The 16,622-nt window shown below is 69.9% G+C and carries 15 protein-coding genes, 2 tRNA genes and 2 pseudogenes; 13 read left to right on the top strand and 6 right to left on the bottom strand.

Annotated features, from left to right (window positions below; genetic code table 11):
* Positions 1–17 precede the first annotated feature (17 nt).
* A tRNA-Ile gene (locus OG933_RS22290) sits at positions 18–94 on the top strand.
* 181 nt (positions 95–275) lie between these two features.
* Here OG933_RS22290 and OG933_RS22285 read toward each other — a convergent pair.
* Positions 276–674, bottom strand: a pseudogene (locus OG933_RS22285) (tyrosine-type recombinase/integrase); the annotation flags it as partial.
* 563 nt (positions 675–1,237) lie between these two features.
* Between OG933_RS22285 and OG933_RS22280 the strand changes: the two are divergent.
* Both OG933_RS22280 and OG933_RS22275 read left to right on the top strand, forming a co-directional pair.
* A complete protein-coding gene (locus OG933_RS22280) occupies positions 1,238–3,583 on the top strand; it encodes an arylsulfatase (RefSeq protein ID WP_405628601.1) in 2,346 nt (781 codons plus the stop codon).
* 67 nt (positions 3,584–3,650) lie between these two features.
* Positions 3,651–3,905 (top strand): annotated as a pseudogene (locus OG933_RS22275) (VOC family protein); the annotation flags it as partial.
* Between the two features lie 150 nt (positions 3,906–4,055).
* Here OG933_RS22275 and OG933_RS22270 read toward each other — a convergent pair.
* Entirely contained in the window at positions 4,056–4,421 is a 366-nt protein-coding gene (locus tag OG933_RS22270; RefSeq protein ID WP_362524419.1) for a DUF6344 domain-containing protein, read from the bottom strand.
* A 349-nt stretch (positions 4,422–4,770) separates the two neighbouring features.
* Here OG933_RS22270 and OG933_RS22265 point away from each other — a divergent pair, with 349 nt between their 5' ends.
* Both OG933_RS22265 and OG933_RS22260 read left to right on the top strand, forming a co-directional pair.
* A complete protein-coding gene (locus OG933_RS22265) occupies positions 4,771–4,899 on the top strand; it encodes a DLW-39 family protein (protein WP_003999697.1) in 129 nt (42 codons plus the stop codon).
* A gap of 182 nt (positions 4,900–5,081) precedes the next feature.
* On the top strand, positions 5,082–6,518 hold the full coding sequence (locus OG933_RS22260) for a hypothetical protein (protein WP_405628599.1): 1,437 nt from the start codon (positions 5,082–5,084) through the stop codon (positions 6,516–6,518).
* Here the strand turns inward: OG933_RS22260 and OG933_RS22255 are convergent.
* Positions 6,482–8,833 (bottom strand): protein kinase domain-containing protein, encoded by a 2,352-nt coding sequence (locus OG933_RS22255; RefSeq protein WP_405628597.1) that lies wholly within the window; start codon positions 8,831–8,833, stop codon positions 6,482–6,484. The genes OG933_RS22260 and OG933_RS22255 overlap by 37 nt on opposite strands.
* A gap of 166 nt (positions 8,834–8,999) precedes the next feature.
* Positions 9,000–9,548 (bottom strand): DNA-binding protein, encoded by a 549-nt coding sequence (locus OG933_RS22250; protein WP_020130633.1) that lies wholly within the window; start codon positions 9,546–9,548, stop codon positions 9,000–9,002.
* A gap of 180 nt (positions 9,549–9,728) precedes the next feature.
* Here OG933_RS22250 and OG933_RS22245 point away from each other — a divergent pair.
* Positions 9,729–9,801: transfer RNA gene (locus tag OG933_RS22245), tRNA-Ala, on the top strand.
* 86 nt (positions 9,802–9,887) lie between these two features.
* Here the strand turns inward: OG933_RS22245 and OG933_RS22240 are convergent.
* Complete coding sequence (locus OG933_RS22240; RefSeq protein WP_020130632.1) at positions 9,888–10,592, bottom strand: DUF5324 family protein; 705 nt, start codon at positions 10,590–10,592, stop codon at positions 9,888–9,890.
* A gap of 332 nt (positions 10,593–10,924) precedes the next feature.
* On the opposite strand from OG933_RS22240, the gene OG933_RS22235 reads away from it, so the two are divergent.
* Both OG933_RS22235 and OG933_RS22230 read left to right on the top strand, forming a co-directional pair.
* Entirely contained in the window at positions 10,925–11,458 is a 534-nt protein-coding gene (locus OG933_RS22235) for a peptidylprolyl isomerase (protein ID WP_327184032.1), read from the top strand.
* 165 nt (positions 11,459–11,623) lie between these two features.
* Positions 11,624–12,514, top strand: coding sequence for a rhomboid family intramembrane serine protease (locus tag OG933_RS22230; protein WP_020130630.1), 891 nt, complete (start codon positions 11,624–11,626; stop codon positions 12,512–12,514).
* Positions 12,515–12,791: 277 nt separating this feature from the next.
* Here the strand turns inward: OG933_RS22230 and crgA are convergent, their stop codons facing one another.
* Positions 12,792–13,046, bottom strand: coding sequence for a cell division protein CrgA (crgA, locus tag OG933_RS22225; protein ID WP_054242100.1), 255 nt, complete (start codon positions 13,044–13,046; stop codon positions 12,792–12,794).
* A 140-nt stretch (positions 13,047–13,186) separates the two neighbouring features.
* Here crgA and OG933_RS22220 point away from each other — a divergent pair, with 140 nt between their 5' ends.
* Genes OG933_RS22220 through OG933_RS22200 form a run of 5 tightly spaced genes read left to right on the top strand, consistent with a single transcriptional unit; the run spans position 13,187 to position 16,617 of the window.
* On the top strand, positions 13,187–14,005 hold the full coding sequence (locus OG933_RS22220; protein ID WP_020130628.1) for a DUF881 domain-containing protein: 819 nt from the start codon (positions 13,187–13,189) through the stop codon (positions 14,003–14,005).
* 33 nt (positions 14,006–14,038) lie between these two features.
* Positions 14,039–14,716, top strand: coding sequence for a class E sortase (locus tag OG933_RS22215; RefSeq protein WP_362524568.1), 678 nt, complete (start codon positions 14,039–14,041; stop codon positions 14,714–14,716).
* 52 nt (positions 14,717–14,768) lie between these two features.
* A complete protein-coding gene (locus tag OG933_RS22210) occupies positions 14,769–14,930 on the top strand; it encodes a hypothetical protein (RefSeq protein ID WP_405628595.1) in 162 nt (53 codons plus the stop codon).
* The gene (locus OG933_RS22205) at positions 14,927–15,565 is read left to right on the top strand and encodes an aminodeoxychorismate/anthranilate synthase component II (RefSeq protein WP_362524430.1); all 639 of its coding nucleotides are present in this window, start codon (positions 14,927–14,929) and stop codon (positions 15,563–15,565) included. Before OG933_RS22210 ends, OG933_RS22205 begins: the two co-directional genes overlap by 4 nt.
* Positions 15,562–16,617: a class E sortase gene (locus OG933_RS22200; RefSeq protein WP_362524432.1), complete on the top strand. Its 1,056-nt coding sequence runs from the start codon at positions 15,562–15,564 to the stop codon at positions 16,615–16,617. The genes OG933_RS22205 and OG933_RS22200 overlap by 4 nt, the downstream gene beginning before the upstream one ends.
* Positions 16,618–16,622 lie beyond the last annotated feature (5 nt).

The raw sequence follows: 16,622 nt of genomic DNA, 5'->3' as shown, positions 1-16,622 counted from the left end.
ACACCGCAGAGCGCGGCGGGGCTATAGCTCAGTTGGTTAGAGCGCATCCCTGATAAGGATGAGGCCACAGGTTCAAATCCTGTTAGCCCCACCAGCCAGAAGACCCCCGGACCGTCGGTCCGGGGGTCTTTTGACATCCATGGTTGACACAATGAGGGCGAACGGCAGGGGTCAGCCGATGAGCGGGTCTTCGAGCAGCTCTGCGAGCATCGCCGGACTCTGGCCCGCTTCACGAGACGATCGAAGGTCCGGGAGAATCCCGTCGGGTCGATCATGCCGCCGTGCTCCGAGGAGAAGATCAGATCGTGGCCGTCCTGCTGGGCCCAGTGGGCACCGGCGATCTTCCGTTCCAGCTCCTGGAGCTCACGCCGCTCTTCGAGGACGCGAGCGCAGAACTCGGGCAGAGGGAGCACCGCCTGTGAGGACTCCGTCTTGAGGTCCTTGAGGCCCAGGCCGACGCCCTTCTCCCTCTGTACCTGCTTCACCGGGGTGAACCGGCCGGCCTCGAAGTCGATGTCCTGCCAGCGGAGGCCCAAGACCTCACTCCGGCGGAGACCGAGCACCAGGACCAGGACGCAGGCCGCGTAGAGGCGGTGAGCCCGGACGGAGCGAAGGAAGGCGATCGCCTGGCGTGCGTTCCACGCCGTGCCCTTGTCCTTGGAGACCTTGGGCATGTCGACCAGGAGGGCGACGTCGCGCGTCAGCAGCTCCTCACGGACGGTCGGTTGAGCGCGTTGCGGAGGACGCGGAGCACCTCGAAGCGGGTGGCCGCGTCTACCTTCCGGCTCCACGATGTGCTCAAGCCAGTAGTTCAGCCACTCGCCCAGTGACCAGGAGCGGGACGGCACCGGGACGCCGTTGCGCTCCTGGCCCTGGAGCTTGTCGAGCTTCTCGTTGGCGTCGTCCCACGTTGCCCCGTAGGCGAGAGGACGGCGGCTTCGTAGTCGAGATCCACCGACCTCGCGGGGTCTGCGCCCGCTCGTGGCGAACGGGAGACAACGGCCCCCGGTCGCCGTGGTGATGCAAGCGGCCTAGCTTGGAAGTGTTCGGCGGCTCCATCCCGGCCGACGGCCGGCGAATCGCACGCCGATCGGATGGCCGATGACGGGGCATCCTGCCATCGGCCATCCGATCGGGATCCCGTGTCGGCGACAGGATCTGTCGTCATAGCGGGCCGCACAAACGTCACCGGCGCTTGTGTTCCTGGTGTGGACGGAGACAGATGACCCAGTCGTCGTTGAGTGAGTACAGACCGGGGCAGCGGTTCCCGGGAGTGATCGGGCGGACGACCGATGAGTCGAGTCCGGCGTGGCCGCAGCCGGTGCGGGCGGTGGCGGGTGCGCCGAACGTGCTGTTCATCGTGTTCGACGACACGGGGTTCGGGCAGTTCGGCTGCTACGGCAGTCCGATCGAGACGCCGAATCTGGACGCGCTTGCCGGGGGCGGGCTGCTGTACAGCAACATGCACACCACCTCGCTGTGCTCGCCGTCGCGCTCCTGCATCATCACGGGCCGCAACCACCACGCCAACGGCATGGCGGCGATCACGGAGCTGGCCACCGGCTATCCGGGCTACGACGGGCAGATCCCGTTCGAGAACGGGTTCCTGTCGGAAATGCTGCTGGAGCACGGCTACAACACGTACATGGTCGGCAAGTGGCACCTGACGCAATCGGAGCAGGAGTCGGCGGCGGGCCCGTACGGCCGGTGGCCGCTGGGGCGGGGTTTCGAGCGGTTCTACGGGTTCCTGGGCGGGGACACGAGCCAGTGGTATCCGGATCTGGTGTACGACAACCACCAGGTCGAGCCGCCGGCTACGCCGGAGGAGGGCTACCACCTGACGGAGGACCTGGTCGAGCGGGCGATGTCGTTCATTGCCGACGCCAAGCAGGTCGCCCCGGACAAGCCGTTCTTCCTGAACCTGTGCACGGGTGCGGCGCACGCTCCGCACCATGTGCCCAAGGAGTGGGCGGACCGCTACCGGGGCCGGTTCGACGACGGCTGGGACGCCTACCGCGAGCGCACCTTCGCCCGGCAGAAGGAGCTCGGCGTGGTGCCCGCGGACGCGCGGCTGTCCCCGCACGATCCGGATGTGCCCGCGTGGGATTCGCTCACGCCCTCCGCGCGGCGCTTGGCCACGCGGATGATGGAGGTCTATGCGGGGTTCCTCTCCCACACCGACCACCACCTCGGGCGGCTGCTGGATTTCCTGAAGGAGACCGGCGAGTTCGACAACACGCTGATCATGGTGGTCTCCGACAACGGTGCGAGCCCCGAGGGCGGCGTCACCGGTACCACCAACGAGTTGCAGGCCTTCAACAACGCGCCCGAGACGCTGGAGGAGAGCCTGGCGCGGATCGACGAGATCGGCGGCCCGGCCACGTTCAACCACTACCCGTGGGGATGGACGTGGGCGGGCAACACCCCGTTCCGGCGGTGGAAGCGGGAGACCTACCGCGGTGGCGTAAGCGACCCCTTCCTCGTCCACTGGCCGGCCGGTATCCGAGCCCGCGGTGAGGTCCGCGACCAGTTCGCGCACATCATCGACATGGTGCCCACCGTCCTGGACGTGCTCGGCATCGAGGCGCCCGCGGCCATCCGGGGTGTCACCCAGTCGCCCCTGCACGGGGTCAGCTTCGCGCACACCTTCGACGACGCCTCGGCGACGAGCCGCCACCGCACCCAGTACTACGAGATGTTCGGGCACCGGGCGATCGACCACGACGGATGGCGGGCGGTCTGCCCCTGGCCCGGCCCCTCCTTCACCGAGGCCGGGCGGCCTTTCGGCACCCCGATCACCGTGGCGGACCTCGACGACCTCGACGCCCACCACTGGGAGCTCTACCACGTCGACCAGGACATCGCCGAAACCCAGAACCTCGCCCAGGAGCACCGCAGCAAACTCATCGAGATGATCGCCCTGTGGTACACGGAAGCCGGCAAGTACAACGTGATGCCGATCGACGGCAGCGCCTTCCAGCGCCTGATGACCGAGCGCCCGCAGATCACCGAGAACCGGACCAGCTACACCCTGCGCCCCGGCACCCAGGCGCTCCCCGCCGCTGTCGCGCCCCGGGTCCTCAACCGCCCGCACAGCGTCACCGCCGACGTCGAGATCCCGCCCGGCGGCGCGGAGGGCGTCCTGATCAGCCAGGGCACCAACGCCGGCGGCTGGTCCCTCTACGTCAAGGACGGCCACCTCCACTACGCCCACAACTACGTGCAGCGGGCCCTGCACCACGTCGCCTCTGGCGAAAGCGTGCCCGAGGGGCGGCACACCTTGCGCTTCGAGTTCGAGCCCACCGGAGCCCCGGACATCGCCCATGGCAAGGGAGCGCCCGGCCGCGCCCAGCTCTACATCGACGGCCGCCTGGTCGGCGAGAGCGACATGCCGGTCACCACTCCGGTCACGTTCAATCCGGGCGGCATGGCCTGCGGCGCCAACCCCGGCTCTGCCGTCACCCCCGACTACCGGGCGCCGTTCCGCTTCACCGGCACCCTCCACAGCGTCACCGTCGACCTGTCCGGCGACCTCATCGTCGACGTCGAGAGCGAGATGCGCATGCACATGGCCCGCCAATGAGGAGCGGGTGAGTCGATCCAGGGTGAACCCGCGTTGTCTGCCGGGTCGATGTCAGCCGCTGAGCTTGTCCGACGATGAGTTCGAGATCCGCCGGGAGCCGGACCGCCTGCCGGGGCTGGAATCCGTCCGGCTCGAGGAGAGCAAGCAGGGCAAGAGCCGGCTGCATCTCGACTTCAGGCCCGATGACCAGGACGCCGAGGTGGCTCGCCTCGAGGCTCATGGCGCGAAGCGTGTCGACATCGGCCAGGGTGACCGGTCGTGGGTCGTCATGGCGGACCCGGAAGGCAACGAGTTCTGTGTCCTTGGCCCACGGCGTGAGTGAGGACCCCTGACCCCTGACCAGGGACGAGTGGATGCCGTGGGGGCACGGCGAAGGCCCGGTGGCTCCTGGGGAGCTGCCGGGCCTGCTCGTGCGGGCTGTACGCAAGTTCGCCGTTACGTCGGGGGAGGCGGCACGTGGCGTGCCGGGGGCTCAGCGCTGCAGCGGGGTGGCGACCTCGGCCGGGTCGGCGGAGTCGCAGGAGGCGGTGGTGTTCTCGGCCGCTTCCGTGTCCGGGAGGCCGCGGTGGCGGCAGCTGGGTGACTTGCCGTGTGCCTCGGCGCGGATGCGCTGCTTCATCGTGGGGGGCAGGGAGCGGGCTTGGGCCCAGACCCAGGGAGCCGCGATCGTCGGCCATGCCGTCGTGTCCGTGGTGGTCACGCTCTCGCTGCTGCGCGTCGGAGCGGTCTGCGCCGCCGCCGTGGTGGCGGTCGTCGTGATGAGTCCGAGCGCCGTGCACAGCGCGAGGAAGGCGGTGACGATGGCGGTCCACAGCTTCATGACCCGGTTCTCGGGCATGGCCCCTCACTTTCGGGTTGGGCGATTTGCGTACTTTCCTCATGATGTGTAGAGAGGGCGCGAAGTGGTGGACCGACGCTCGCGGCGTGGCGTTGTTCTGATGAACACCACCCGGATGGCCGCAAAGGTCTCTAAAAGCGGAGAAGTAAGGATCAGATGGGATGAGTACGGACGAAAATCACCGTCCGTACGGATGTGATCACCCTCCGATCGGAGTGGTGTGATCCGCTCCTACTGCGCTGCCGAGGGCGGGAGTTGAGGGGCGGACGCAGGTCACCGATCGGTATCGGTCGGTGTGTATAGTCGGGCGCCAGAGGTCCCCTACGTCAAGGAAAGACGAGGTCGCGCGGTGAAGAAGCTTCTCCTGGTCGCACTGGCCGCCATCGGCGGGCTCCTCGTGTACCGCCAGATCCAGGCGGATCGCGCCGAGCAGGATCTGTGGACGGAGGCGACTGACTCCGTGCCCACGGGTTCGTGAGTATCGATACCGAAGACTGAACAGACCCCGGCCGCCGCTCGCGGTCGGGGTTTTGTGTTGCGGATCCCCCGGCCCGCGGTTAGAGGCGGGCTTTTCGGACGCTCGTACGGAATGCGGGGGTGGCACGCGCGCGTGCGGGGGAGGATGGCCCACGTTCGGTCGAAGGCGAGGGGGCGGGGTCGATGGGCCGGCGTACGGGGCGTGGAGCGGCCGTGTGGCGGGCCGTCGTGCGGAGCGCGGTCGTAGGAGCGGTGCTCTGTGTGGCGTCGGCGGTGCTGCCCGGACGGGTCGCCGTGGCCGCGCCGGACGTCCCTTCGTACGCCTTCGCCGACGACGTCCGCAGCGTCCCCGCCACGACGGGCACCACCGGCGCCGCCCGTCTGGAACCCGGCGCGACGTACCGGAGCTCCCTCCGGGGCGAGGACAAGGCCTACTACCGCCTCGAACTCGACGGTATGTCGGACGTGTACGTCTCCGTCACCGCGATCCCGCGCGCGGGAGCCGCACTCTCCGCCGGGGACGGGATCAGCGTCTCCGTGCAGGACGCCGACAGCGTCACGTGCTCCTCCGACTCCGTGACCGTCGGGACCGCCGTGAGCCCGCAGCCGCTCACGGCCTGGGGAGCGCGCGAACTCCTGCCGGGCAAGGGGCTGTGCCGGAAGGCCGGTACGTATTACGTCGTCGTCGAGCGCACCGGCACCGGCGCTGGCAGCGGTACCGGTGCCACTACTGGTGCCGGTACCGGCACCAGTAGTGGTGAGGAGGACACGGACCTCTCCGACGGCCGGACCTGGGACCTGGAGCTCGCGCCCGTCTCCGAAGCGCCTCTGGCGAAGGCGGCCGCCACGCGCGTGCCCGAGGTGTGGGACTCGTCCACGCCCACGCCGCCCGTCGACGAGCCGGTCTCCGTCCGGGGCGGGGCGGGCTTCGCCGAGGCGGCCGCGGTGGAGCAGGGCGTCCGCAGCGACGAGATCCTGCCCGGGCAGACGCTCTTCTACAAGGTGCCCGTCGACTGGGGGCAGCAGTTGTCCGCCACCGTCGACCTGGGCAGCGCGGAGAAGAACTCCGGGTATGTGGTCGACGCCTTGGAGATGACGCTCTACAACCCGGTGCGCGCCTCGGTCAAGGACACGGGTATCGGTTACGGCGGCAGCCAGAAGTCGGCCTCGCTGCCCCCAGTCCCGCCGGTCGGATACGCCAACCGGTACGCCCCCAGCGACCCGACGAAGTCCCTGCGGTTCGCCGGCTCGTACTACCTGGTGGTGCATCTCGCCGCGCAGGTCGCCGATCGTTTCGGAGAGGGGCCGTACGGCCTGACCCTGCGCGTCCGGCTCGGCGGCAGCGTCCAGGCCGGTCCGGGGTACGCGCGGCAGTCGGTGCCGCGCGGGTTCTTCGACGTCGGCGCGCCGGACCCCGTGCCCTCGGGGGGCGGGAGCCTGGCGGGCGCCGACACGTCGGGCGACGGAGCGTCGGGCGGCGATCCCGCGATGAAGGCGGTCGCCGTGGGCGGCATCGGCACCGGAAGCGTGCTGCTGATGGTGCTCGGGGTGTGGACGCTGACCGCCCGGCGCCGGGCGGCGGCTCAGATGCGCGTCAACGCCCAGAACCCCACGGCGTAGCAGGCCAGCGCGAGGAACAGCAGCGGCAGCGCGACCCTGGCGGGCGGGCCGGGACGCCCACGGCGGGCGGCACGATGCCCTCGGCGTCGGCCGTGCGGCGAGACGACCTGCGGCGAAGACGGGACCTGCGGGGCTCGTGCGGTGTGAGGGTCGTGCGCGGTGTAGGAGGCGGTGGACACCTCACCGTGCTGCCCGCGGGTGGGCAACACGAAGGTGGGCTCGTACGGGGGCGCGGCCATGGGGCCGGGCGTCGGCGCGTAGGCGGGGGGATACGGAGTGGGGGGCTCCGGGGCTCCGGGTTCGGTGAAGGAGCCGGCCGCCGGTTGCGGGGGCGGCAGGTGAAAGCTGCCGGTGTCCGACATGGAGGGAGCGGGCGAGGGGGCGGGGGCGGAGCTGGCCGACCGTGGCGTCGGTCGCGTGGGCCGACGCGGATCGGTAGGCGTCGAATCCGGGTGCTGCCGTGGGTCGTTCGGCACGGAGCCCGGCGCACGGCCTGGCGCAGACGGTACGGATCCCCCGCCCGGCCACGCAGCCCCGGCACCGCTGCCGGTTCCCACGCCGCCGCCGACGCCCGACCCCGTGCCGGTACCCGCACCCGTACCAGTGCCCGTGCCTCGGAGGGCGGGATCAGGCGCTCCGTCCGGCCGGGAGGGCAGGCCGCCTGTGCCCGGAGAGGCAGGAGTGGCGGACGCCGCTTGACCGGAGGGGAGAGATCCGGTGCCCGCAGGGGCTGTACCGGGGGTCACTCCCGGACGGGCGGGCAGTGAACCGGCCTTCCGGCCGGCCGACCGGGGCGCGCCGTCCGGCAGACCCGAACCGGGCGCGGCGCCGAGACCGGACGACTCGGGTGGGGTGTGCGGGCGGTCTGGGTCAGGTGCGACACCGAGGCCGGTGGGCTCGGGTGGGGTGTTCGGGCGGCCTGGGTCAGGTGTGGCGCCCGAGCCACCGGGACCGGGTGAGGTGTGCGGGCGGCTCGGATCGGGAGCGGCGCCCGAGCCACCGGGGCCGAGAGCGGCGCCCGGGCCGCCTGGATCGGGAGTGTGGCCCAGGCCGCCTGGATCGGGAGCGTGGCCCAGGCCGCCCGGGCCGGGAGCGTGACCGAGACCGCCTGGATCGGAAGCGTGGCCCAGGCCGCCCGGGCCGGGAGCGTGACCGAGGCTGCCCGGGCCGGGAGCGTGGCCCAGGGCACCCGGATCGGAAGCGTGACCCGGCCCTCCCCGGTCGAAAGCGTCACCCAGGCCTCCCCGACCGGGAGCGTCATCCAGACCTCCCCGCTCAGGCGCGGTGCTCGGATGGCCCGTATCGGAGGTGGTGCCCGGGCGGCCCGGGTCGAGTGGGGTGTGCGGGATGCCCTGTTCGAGTGGGGTGTGCGGGCCGTCCTGTTGGAGGGTGGTGTTCGGGCGGGAGGCCGGGGAGTTGGGGGGCCTTGGTCGTCTTGGTGGGCCGTGGGGGCCGAAACCCGGGGGCAGCGGGCCGAGTTGGTCGAAGATCTCGATCAGCTCGTCGTCCGGGCCGGGCTCGGGCAGCAGCTCGACGGCCGCCGCGAGTGCCTTGCGCGCCCCCGTGGCCGTACGGAAGCGGGCCTGCGGGTCCGGCTGGAGCAGGGTCGCGACCACCTGCCACAGCGGCTCGGGAACACTCTTGGGCGCGCCCGGAGTTCCGTGCTCCGCGAAATACTGGACGAGGGCCTTGGCGTCCGGCTTGGCGCCCTCCAGCAGATACAGCGCGACCAGGCCGACGGCGAACAGGTCGGCGGGGAAGTCCGGTTCGGCGCCCATCATCTGCTCGGGCGCGAGGTAACCGGGCGTTCCGACCACGAGGTTGGTCTCGGTCAGCCGGGGCTCGCCCAGCCGCATCGCGATGCCGAAGTCGGAGAGCCTGAGGCGCGGCCGGGCCGTACCGGTGGCCTCCAGCAGGATGTTGGCGGGTTTGATGTCGCGGTGCACGACACCCTCCGCATGGACCGCGGTGAGCCCGGAGAGCAACTGGTCGAGCAGCGTGCACACGAAGACCGGGGGCAGCGGGCCGTAGTCGCCGACGAGATGGACCAGCGAACCGCCGGCCACCAGATCCATGGTGAACAGGACCTTGTCGTCGTCGGCGGCCCAGCTGGCGGGCGCGAGCACATGGGGGTGGTCGATCCGCAGCGCCTGCTCGCGGACGAAGCGCAGCAGCGCGTGCGCGTCGCTCTGCTGGAGCACCTTGGCGGCCACGTAGCGGCGGCGGCGGTGGTCCCAGGCGCGCCAGACCGCACCGACCCCTCCGCGACCGATCGGGTCGGCCAGTTCGTACCGTCCGGCGAAGACCTCACCCATGGCTGTGCGTCGCTCCTCCCCCTGGTCCCGCTCGGGTCTCCCCCTCTGTCCCTCTGTTTCCCCCGCGATGAGCGATACGACCCCCGTGTGCCCCGCTGCGTCCTGATGCCCCCCGAGCTGCCGACTGCCCGGCTGCCGAACCCCCTTCGGCGACCGGGCCGAGGGCTCAGTTCTGGTGGGACTGGTAGTGCGTGACCGCGTCGGAGGTACGGCCGGCGCCGTACACCCGGAGGAACTCTGCCAGTTCCGGGTGGGTCGGGGCGAGAGTGTCGGCGGCGTCGATGATGTCGCCGGCGGCGGCCACCGAGCGCAGCAGGGACTGGATCTCGCGGACGACCCGCTTGACCGTGGGCGCTCCCGAACCGCTCGTCGTCTGTGTGGTGTTGCTGAGCACCGAGCCCCCCTGGGACCGCTTGATCTCGTCCATGCGCTCGGTCGCCTCGGCGGCGCTGACGCTGCCGTCCGCGACCTGTGCCGCCAACTCCTGGAGCAGCTGCACCCGCTGCACCACGGCCGGGTTGCCGATCTTCGCCCGCTGACCGCTCATCAGCTGCGACAGCATCGGCGCCGAGAGTCCCAGTACCCCAGCGAGACGAGCCTGGTTGAGGCCAAGATCGTCGATGAGCTTACGGAAGAGCGCCCCCAGCGGCTCTCCGTACCAGTTCCGCTGAAGTTCCCGCGCTCTCGCGGTCGCTTCCTGCTGTGCGGCGTCCATTGCGTCTCCCCATCGCTTCCCCAGAAACCGCGGTTCGCTGTAGCGAACCGCGTCCGAGCATCTTACGGAGAGTGGTCATCCGCGGGGACCCCCAATCTTTTTGCGAGATACCCCGGGTGACCCGGTACTCTGGTCTGCGGCGCCCGCCGGTACGAGGTTTTCCGGCCGGACGTCTCTTGCGGGGCCTTAGCTCAGTTGGTAGAGCGCTGTCTTTGCATGGCAGATGTCAGGGGTTCGACTCCCCTAGGCTCCACTGAAAAGACCCCGCCCACCTGCGGAAACGCAGGTGGGCGGGGTCTTTTTTCGATGCGGTGGGGGCGTGGGCGGGCCGTCGGCCGCTCAGCTGCGGTCGTCGCGGTTCGCGGCCTCCTCCTCGGCCTCCTTGGCCTGTACCTCGGCGTCGAGGACCGACGGGTCGCCGCTGCCGTCCACCGAGGTGAGGCCGCCCGAGACGGGTACCTCCGTGGCCGCCGGCGGCTCGACCAGCCAGTCCGGGTTGGCCTGCTTGTCCCACCACTTCCAGGCCGCGTAGGCACCGCCGGCGACGGCACCGAGGACGATCAGCGCCTTGGCGAGCTTGCCCGCCTTGGCCCGCCGCCGGTGCTTGCGCGTCAGCTTCTCGATCTCCTTCGGCGTCACCTGGCCGCGCAGAGCGGCCAGCGCGGCGACGCCTCGGGCGGCGGCCTCGTCCCTCACGGGGCCGGCCGCGGCCACTGCCTGTTCGATCCTCGGCCGGGAGTAGTCGGCGGCCTGTCGTGCGACCAGCCGGGTGCGGGCGGCCGCTTCCTGCGCGGCCAGGTCCACCTTCGGCGGGACATGGGTCTTCGCCTGCTCCAGACGCGGGGCGACGTGGGCGTCGTACTGCACGCGGGCCTGTTCTGCGGCCAGCGACACCTTGGGCGCGAGCCGTACACGGGCCTCATGCGCGTAGAGCGCGGCCCGTTCCTTGGCCGTGTCGGCGTAGGGCGCCACCACTTCCGCGGCGTGCAGCACGCTGTCCTTCGCCGAGCCGGTCGCGGCGCGCACGCTGTCGATGCGGGTCACGGGTTCCTCCTCCTCGGTGGCGTACGGTATTTCGACTTTCCACCCTTTTACGGATCATGCCTGTCAATGGCCGTCCCGGCACGCGTGGACGGGCATACGGGTGCTGATCACCTGCGATAGGGGACGGATCGGGGGCAACGGCAATAGAGGGTCGACAGGGCGACAAAACCGACGATGCCACGGATCGGCGCCGCCCGCTCCCGTCCCGGACGGGTCGGATGCTTTTGTGTACCCGAACCGCCGGTTCTGATGCCGGAACGGGCTGTCGGACGATGCCTGACCCGGACCGTGCGAGGATCTGTGGGTCACAGAGAGACAACGGAAGGCAGACCGTGGCCGAGCACCTGTACGCCACCCTGAAGACCAACCACGGCGACATCGAGATCCGGCTCTACCCGGACCACGCCCCGAAGACGGTCAAGAACTTCGTCGACCTCGCGACCGGCGAGCGTGAGTGGGTCAACCCGGAGACCGGCGTGCGGTCCAAGGACAAGCTGTACGACGGCACGGTCTTCCACCGCGTGATCAGCGGATTCATGATCCAGGGCGGCGACCCGCTGGGCAACGGGACCGGCGGTCCCGGCTACCAGTTCGAGGACGAGTTCCACCCGGACCTGCGCTTCGACAGGCCCTACCTGCTGGCCATGGCGAACGCCGGCCCGGCGACCAACGGCTCGCAGTTCTTCATCACCGTCTCCCCGACGGCCTGGCTGACCCGCAAGCACACCATCTTCGGCGAGGTCGTCGACCCGGCCGGCCAGAAGGTGGTGGACGCCATCGCGGCGGCCCAGACCAACCCGCGCACCGACCGTCCGCTGAAGGACGTCGTCATCGAGTCGGTCGTCGTCGAGAGCCGCAAGAGCTGAGGCGACGCACCGGCGCACCGTCGGGGGCCACGGGCGTCCCCTCGGGAACCAAACGCCCTGCTCGTCCGTAAGGATGAGCAGGGCGGTTCCTTTCCGACTCCGCCGACTGCTCCGACACTCGACTGCTCGACCACGACAACGCGGACGACTTACCTGGGGGAGCCCATGGACCAGGCGCCTGGCAGCCGGCAGGACGACGCGCAGAGCGGCCTGCCCGTCTGCTACCGGCACCCCGACCGGGAGACCGGCATTCGCTGCACCCGCTGCGAGCGCCCGATCTGCCCGGAGTGCATGGTCAGCGCCTCCGTCGGTTTCCAGTGCCCCACCTGCGTCCGCGAGGGCTCCGGTACGGGGCACGCGCCCGGTGCCTCGCAGCCCCGCACGCTGGCGGGAGGCGTCGTCACGGCCGATCCACGTCTGCTCACCAAGATTCTCATCGGGATCAACGTGGCGGTGTTCCTCGCCGTGCAGGTGCGGTCCTCGTTGCTGGACAGCCTGGTGCTGATCGGCCAGTGGCCGCCGGCCCCCTTCAACCCGACGGAGGGCGTGGCCGAGGGCGAGTGGTATCGCATGGTCACCTCGATGTTCACGCACGAGGCTCCCTGGCACCTCGCCTTCAACATGCTGGGCCTGTGGTGGCTCGGCGGCCCGCTGGAACAGGCGCTCGGCCGGGCCCGCTATCTGTCGCTCTACCTGGTGTCCGGTCTTGCGGGCAGTGCCCTGAGCTATCTGCTCGCCTCGCCGGGCACCGCGATGCTGGGCGCCTCCGGCGCGATCTTCGGTCTGTTCGGCGCGACGGCCGTCCTCATGCGCCGGCTGCGGCAGGACATGCGGCCGATCATCGCCCTGCTGGTGATCAACCTGGTCATCACCTTCGGGTGGAGCGGTATCTCCTGGCAGGCGCACATCGGCGGGCTGGTCGCCGGTGTCGTGATGGGGATCGGCATGGTCCACGCCCCCCGCGAGCGCCGGGCCCTCGTCCAGTTCGGGACCTGCGCGTTGATGCTGGCCGTCGTCGTGGTGGTGACGCTCCTGAGGACCGTCCAGCTCACCTGAGCGCGCTGTTGTCCACAGTCTGTGTCGAATCTTGTGCACAACGTGCGGGAACAGCAGTGCCCCCTGTCATCGACCTGCGTTTGCACAGGTCAGACAGGGGGCGAACACTCTTTCGAGTGACGGTGGCAGCCGGTAGTTACGTCACACCGGCGTCAACCTCCGGTGAGTTATCCACAGATCGTCTTTCTTTTCCCCATGTGGAAAACTGCTGTGGATAACTCAGGGGATAGTCGTGGGCAGAGCTACTCGCCCCACGCCGGCCCCGCTGCTGCCACCGCTACTTCCACTGCGTGGAGACGCCGAATCCGGCCGCGATGAACCCGAAGCCGACGACGATGTTCCAGTTGTCCAGCTTGTCGATGGGCAACGAGCCGTCCGTGACGTAGAAGACCACGATCCAGGCGAGTCCGATGAGGAACATGGCCAGCATCACCGGCGCGACCCAGGCACGGCTGTTCAGCTTGATGGCGGTCGCCTGCTTCGCCGGGGGCGGCGTGTAGTCGGCCTTCTTGCGGATACGTGACTTCGGCACGAGGGTCTCTCCTGTCGATGCGCTGCGTGGCCGCGCAGGTGCTGGATCGGGCTCGGGGGCTGCGTGCCAGGGGACTGAAGGGCTCCCCCGGGCGTCCGTTAGCGTAGTGCTTCTACGGCGCCGAAGGAGATAAGGGTACGTTGAGCAATTCTGCCGACTCCCCCGGGACGGGTACAACGGGTTCCGCCCCCGAGTCCGCCGGCGACTCCTCCTCGGCCTCCGACCGCCGGGGCGGCTTCCGGCCCGTACGGGTGCTCACCGTGGGTGTCTTCGCCCTCGCCGGCCTCCTGTTCTTCACCAGTTTCAACACGGCCAAGGGCACCAACATCCGCACGGACGCCTCCCTGCTGAAGCTGTCCGACCTCATCCAGGAGCGCAGCCAGAAGAACGGCGAGCTGGACGAGACGAACGGGGCCCTGCGCGACGACGTGGAGTCGCTGGCCGAGGCCGACGACGGCAGCACCCAGGCCCAGGACGACAAGCTCGCGGGCCTGGAGAAGGACGCCGGCACCCAGAAGGTCAAGGGCAAGGCCATCACGGTCACCCTCAACGACGCCCCGCCGAACGCCACCGCCAAGCTCCCCGGCTACCCGGAGCCGCAGCCCGACTACCTGGTCATCCACCAGCAGGACCTCCAGGCCGTCGTGAACGCGCTCTGGCAGGGCGGTGCCCAGGGCATCAAGGTCATGGACCAGCGGCTGATCTCCACCAGCGCCGTGCGCTGTGTCGGCAACACCCTGATCCTCCAGGGCCGCGTCTACTCACCGCCGTACAAGATCCAGGCGGTCGGCGACCCGGAGAAGCTTCAGCAGGCGCTCGCCGAAGCCCCGGCGATCCAGAACTACATGGTCTACGTGAACGTCTACGGCCTCGGCTGGAAAGTCACCGAGGACGGGGCGGTGACTCTGCCCGGCTACTCGGGCACAGTGGATCTGCACTACGCCAAGCCTGTGGAGTAGTGGAGCAGCGGCCGCCGGGGGGCGCCTGTGTCGGTGCGGTTGATCGTCAGGACGTTCAGCGAGCTGTGCATCACCGCCGGCACCGTCATCGTCCTCTTCGTCGTCTACGTGCTGTTCTGGACCGGAGTACAGGCCGACCGGGTCATGGGCGACCAGATCGACGACCTCCACGACCAGTGGGCACAGGGGACCGTGGCTCCCGCCCCCGGCGCGAGCGCCACCGCGCAGCCGGCGCCCTACCGCGCCGGCAGGCCCTTCGCGGTGATGTACATCCCACGCCTTGGTTTCACGTGGAACAAGCCAGTGCTCGAAGGCACGGCGACCGGCACCCTGAAGAAGGGGCTGGGGCACTACGCGGGCAGCGCTCGGCTCGGGCAGACCGGAAATTTCTCCGTCGCGGGTCACCGCCGTACCTATGGCGACCCTTTCAAGGACTTTCCCGAGCTCAGGCGGGGGGACGCGGTGGTCCTGACGGACGGGACGACCTGGTTCACCTATCGGATCGACAAAGGGCCTTACAAAACCGTGCCCTCGGACGTCGAGGTGATCGACGCTGTGCCACGTAAGTCGGGGTACACGCGTCCGGGCCGGTACCTGACGTTGACCACGTGCGATCCGGAATGGGGGCACAGTCACCGGCTGATCGTCTGGGCGCACCTGGACTCCACACAGCCCGTGGAGGCAGGCGAACCGAAGGCCCTGCGCCGTTAGTCTGGTGGCGTACGGCGTGAGTCAGGTGCCGTGATGCGACGGAAGGGACGGCATGTACGGCTGGATCTGGCAGCATCTGCCGGGAAACGCGTGGGTCAAGGCGCTGATCTCGATCATGCTGGTCGTGGCCGTGGTGTACGCGCTGTTCCAGTACGTCTTCCCGTGGGCCGAACCGCTGCTTCCCTTCAACGATGTGACGGTGGACAACCAGTGAGCGCGCGCATCCTTGTCGTCGACAACTACGACAGCTTCGTCTTCAACCTGGTCCAGTACCTGTACCAGCTGGGCGCCGAGTGCGAGGTCCTGCGCAACGACGAGGTCTCCACGGCCCACGCCCAGGACGGCTTCGACGGGGTGCTGCTCTCCCCCGGGCCCGGTACGCCCGAGGAGGCCGGCGTCTGCATCGAGATGGTCCGGCACTGCGCGGCCACCGGTGTCCCCGTATTCGGTGTCTGCCTGGGCATGCAGTCGATGCAGGTGGCGTACGGAGGTGTCGTGGACCGGGCGCCGGAGCTGCTGCACGGCAAGACCTCGCCGGTCGAGCACGAGGGCCGGGGCGTCTTCGCCGGCCTGCCGAGCCCCTTCACGGCGACCCGCTACCACTCGCTGGCCGCCGAGCCGGCCACGGTCCCGGCCGCACTCGAGGTCACGGCCCGTACGCACGACGGAATCATCATGGGCCTGCGCCACCGTGAACTGCCCGTCGAGGGCGTCCAGTTCCACCCCGAGTCGGTGCTGACCGAGCACGGCCACCGGATGCTGGCCAACTGGCTGGTGGAGTGCGGCGACCAGGGCGCGGTGGCGAGGTCGGCGGGGCTCGCCCCGGTGGTGGGCAGGGCCTCGGCGTGACCGCGCTGCGCCCCGAGCGCGAGGACTCGTACGGCACCGCGCCGTACGAGTCGTTCGGCGGTGATGCCTACGGAGCAGGTCCCTACGCCGGGGAGCCGTACCAGCCGCCGATCGACGAGGAGACGGTGGCGCTGCGGCTACCGCCGGCGTCCATGTTCGGCGGCGACCCCATATCCGCTTCTGGCGCCTCGACGGCCTCTCCCGCCCCTGGAACCCCGGCGGGCGGTCGTGCGGCCCGCAGAAAGGCCGCCAAGGGCCGTCACGGCCGTCATGGGGGCCCGGGCGAGGTCTCCGAGTCGTACAACGGGGCCGACGCGCCGCCGCAGGACGAGCGGCCGCTGTCGCGCGTCGAGGCGCGCCGGCGGCAGCGGGCCCGTAAGCCGAGCGCCGCCGTGGTCGCCAGCCGGGCGGTCGGCGAGGTGTTCATCACCACGGGCGTGCTGATGCTGCTCTTCGTCACCTACCAGCTGTGGTGGACGAACGTGCGGGCGCACGCGCAGGCGGACAAGGAGGCCAGCAGCCTCCAGGACGACTGGGCGAGCGGCAAGGGCGCCCCCGGGGTGTTCTCGCCGGGGCAGGGCTTCGCCATCCTGCACATCCCGAAGCTGGACGTGGTGGTGCCGATCGCGGAGGGCATCAGCAACAAGAAGGTGCTCGACAAGGGCATGGTCGGGCACTACGGCGAGAGCCCGCTGCAGACGGCGATGCCCGACGCGAAGACCGGCAACTTCGGGCTCGCGGGCCACCGCAACACGCACGGCGAGCCGTTTCGCTACATCAACAGGCTCCAGGCGGGCGACGACATCGTCGTCGAGACGCAGGACGAGTACTTCGTCTACAAGATGGCGTCCTCGCTGCCGGTGACCGCGCCCAGCAACACGAGCGTCCTCGACCCAGTGCCGGCCGAGTCCGGCTTCACCGGGCCGGGCCGGTACATCACCCTCACCACCTGCACCCCGGAGTTCACCAGCAAGTACCGCCTGATCGTCTGGGGCAAGATGGTCGAGGAACGGCCGCGCAGCAAGGGAAAGCCGGATGCGCTCGTCGAGTAGGCGTG

This window comes from Streptomyces sp. NBC_00016 (assembly GCF_045040885.1).
GTDB classification, from domain to species: domain Bacteria; phylum Actinomycetota; class Actinomycetes; order Streptomycetales; family Streptomycetaceae; genus Streptomyces; species Streptomyces coriariae.
This window is presented reverse-complemented; position numbering and strand designations above follow the sequence as displayed.

Bases quoted from the DNA above. Each gene is read 5' to 3' on its own strand.
- OG933_RS22270 (WP_362524419.1), bottom strand. From the start codon at position 4,421: ATGCCCGAGAACCGGGTCATGAAGCTGTGGACCGCCATCGTCACCGCC.
- OG933_RS22255 (WP_405628597.1), bottom strand. From the start codon at position 8,833: ATGGGTGAGGTCTTCGCCGGACGGTACGAACTGGCCGACCCGATCGGT.
- OG933_RS22260 (WP_405628599.1), top strand. From the start codon at position 5,082: ATGGGCCGGCGTACGGGGCGTGGAGCGGCCGTGTGGCGGGCCGTCGTG.
- OG933_RS22250 (WP_020130633.1), bottom strand. From the start codon at position 9,548: ATGGACGCCGCACAGCAGGAAGCGACCGCGAGAGCGCGGGAACTTCAG.
- OG933_RS22210 (WP_405628595.1), top strand. From the start codon at position 14,769: ATGTACGGCTGGATCTGGCAGCATCTGCCGGGAAACGCGTGGGTCAAG.
- OG933_RS22230 (WP_020130630.1), top strand. From the start codon at position 11,624: ATGGACCAGGCGCCTGGCAGCCGGCAGGACGACGCGCAGAGCGGCCTG.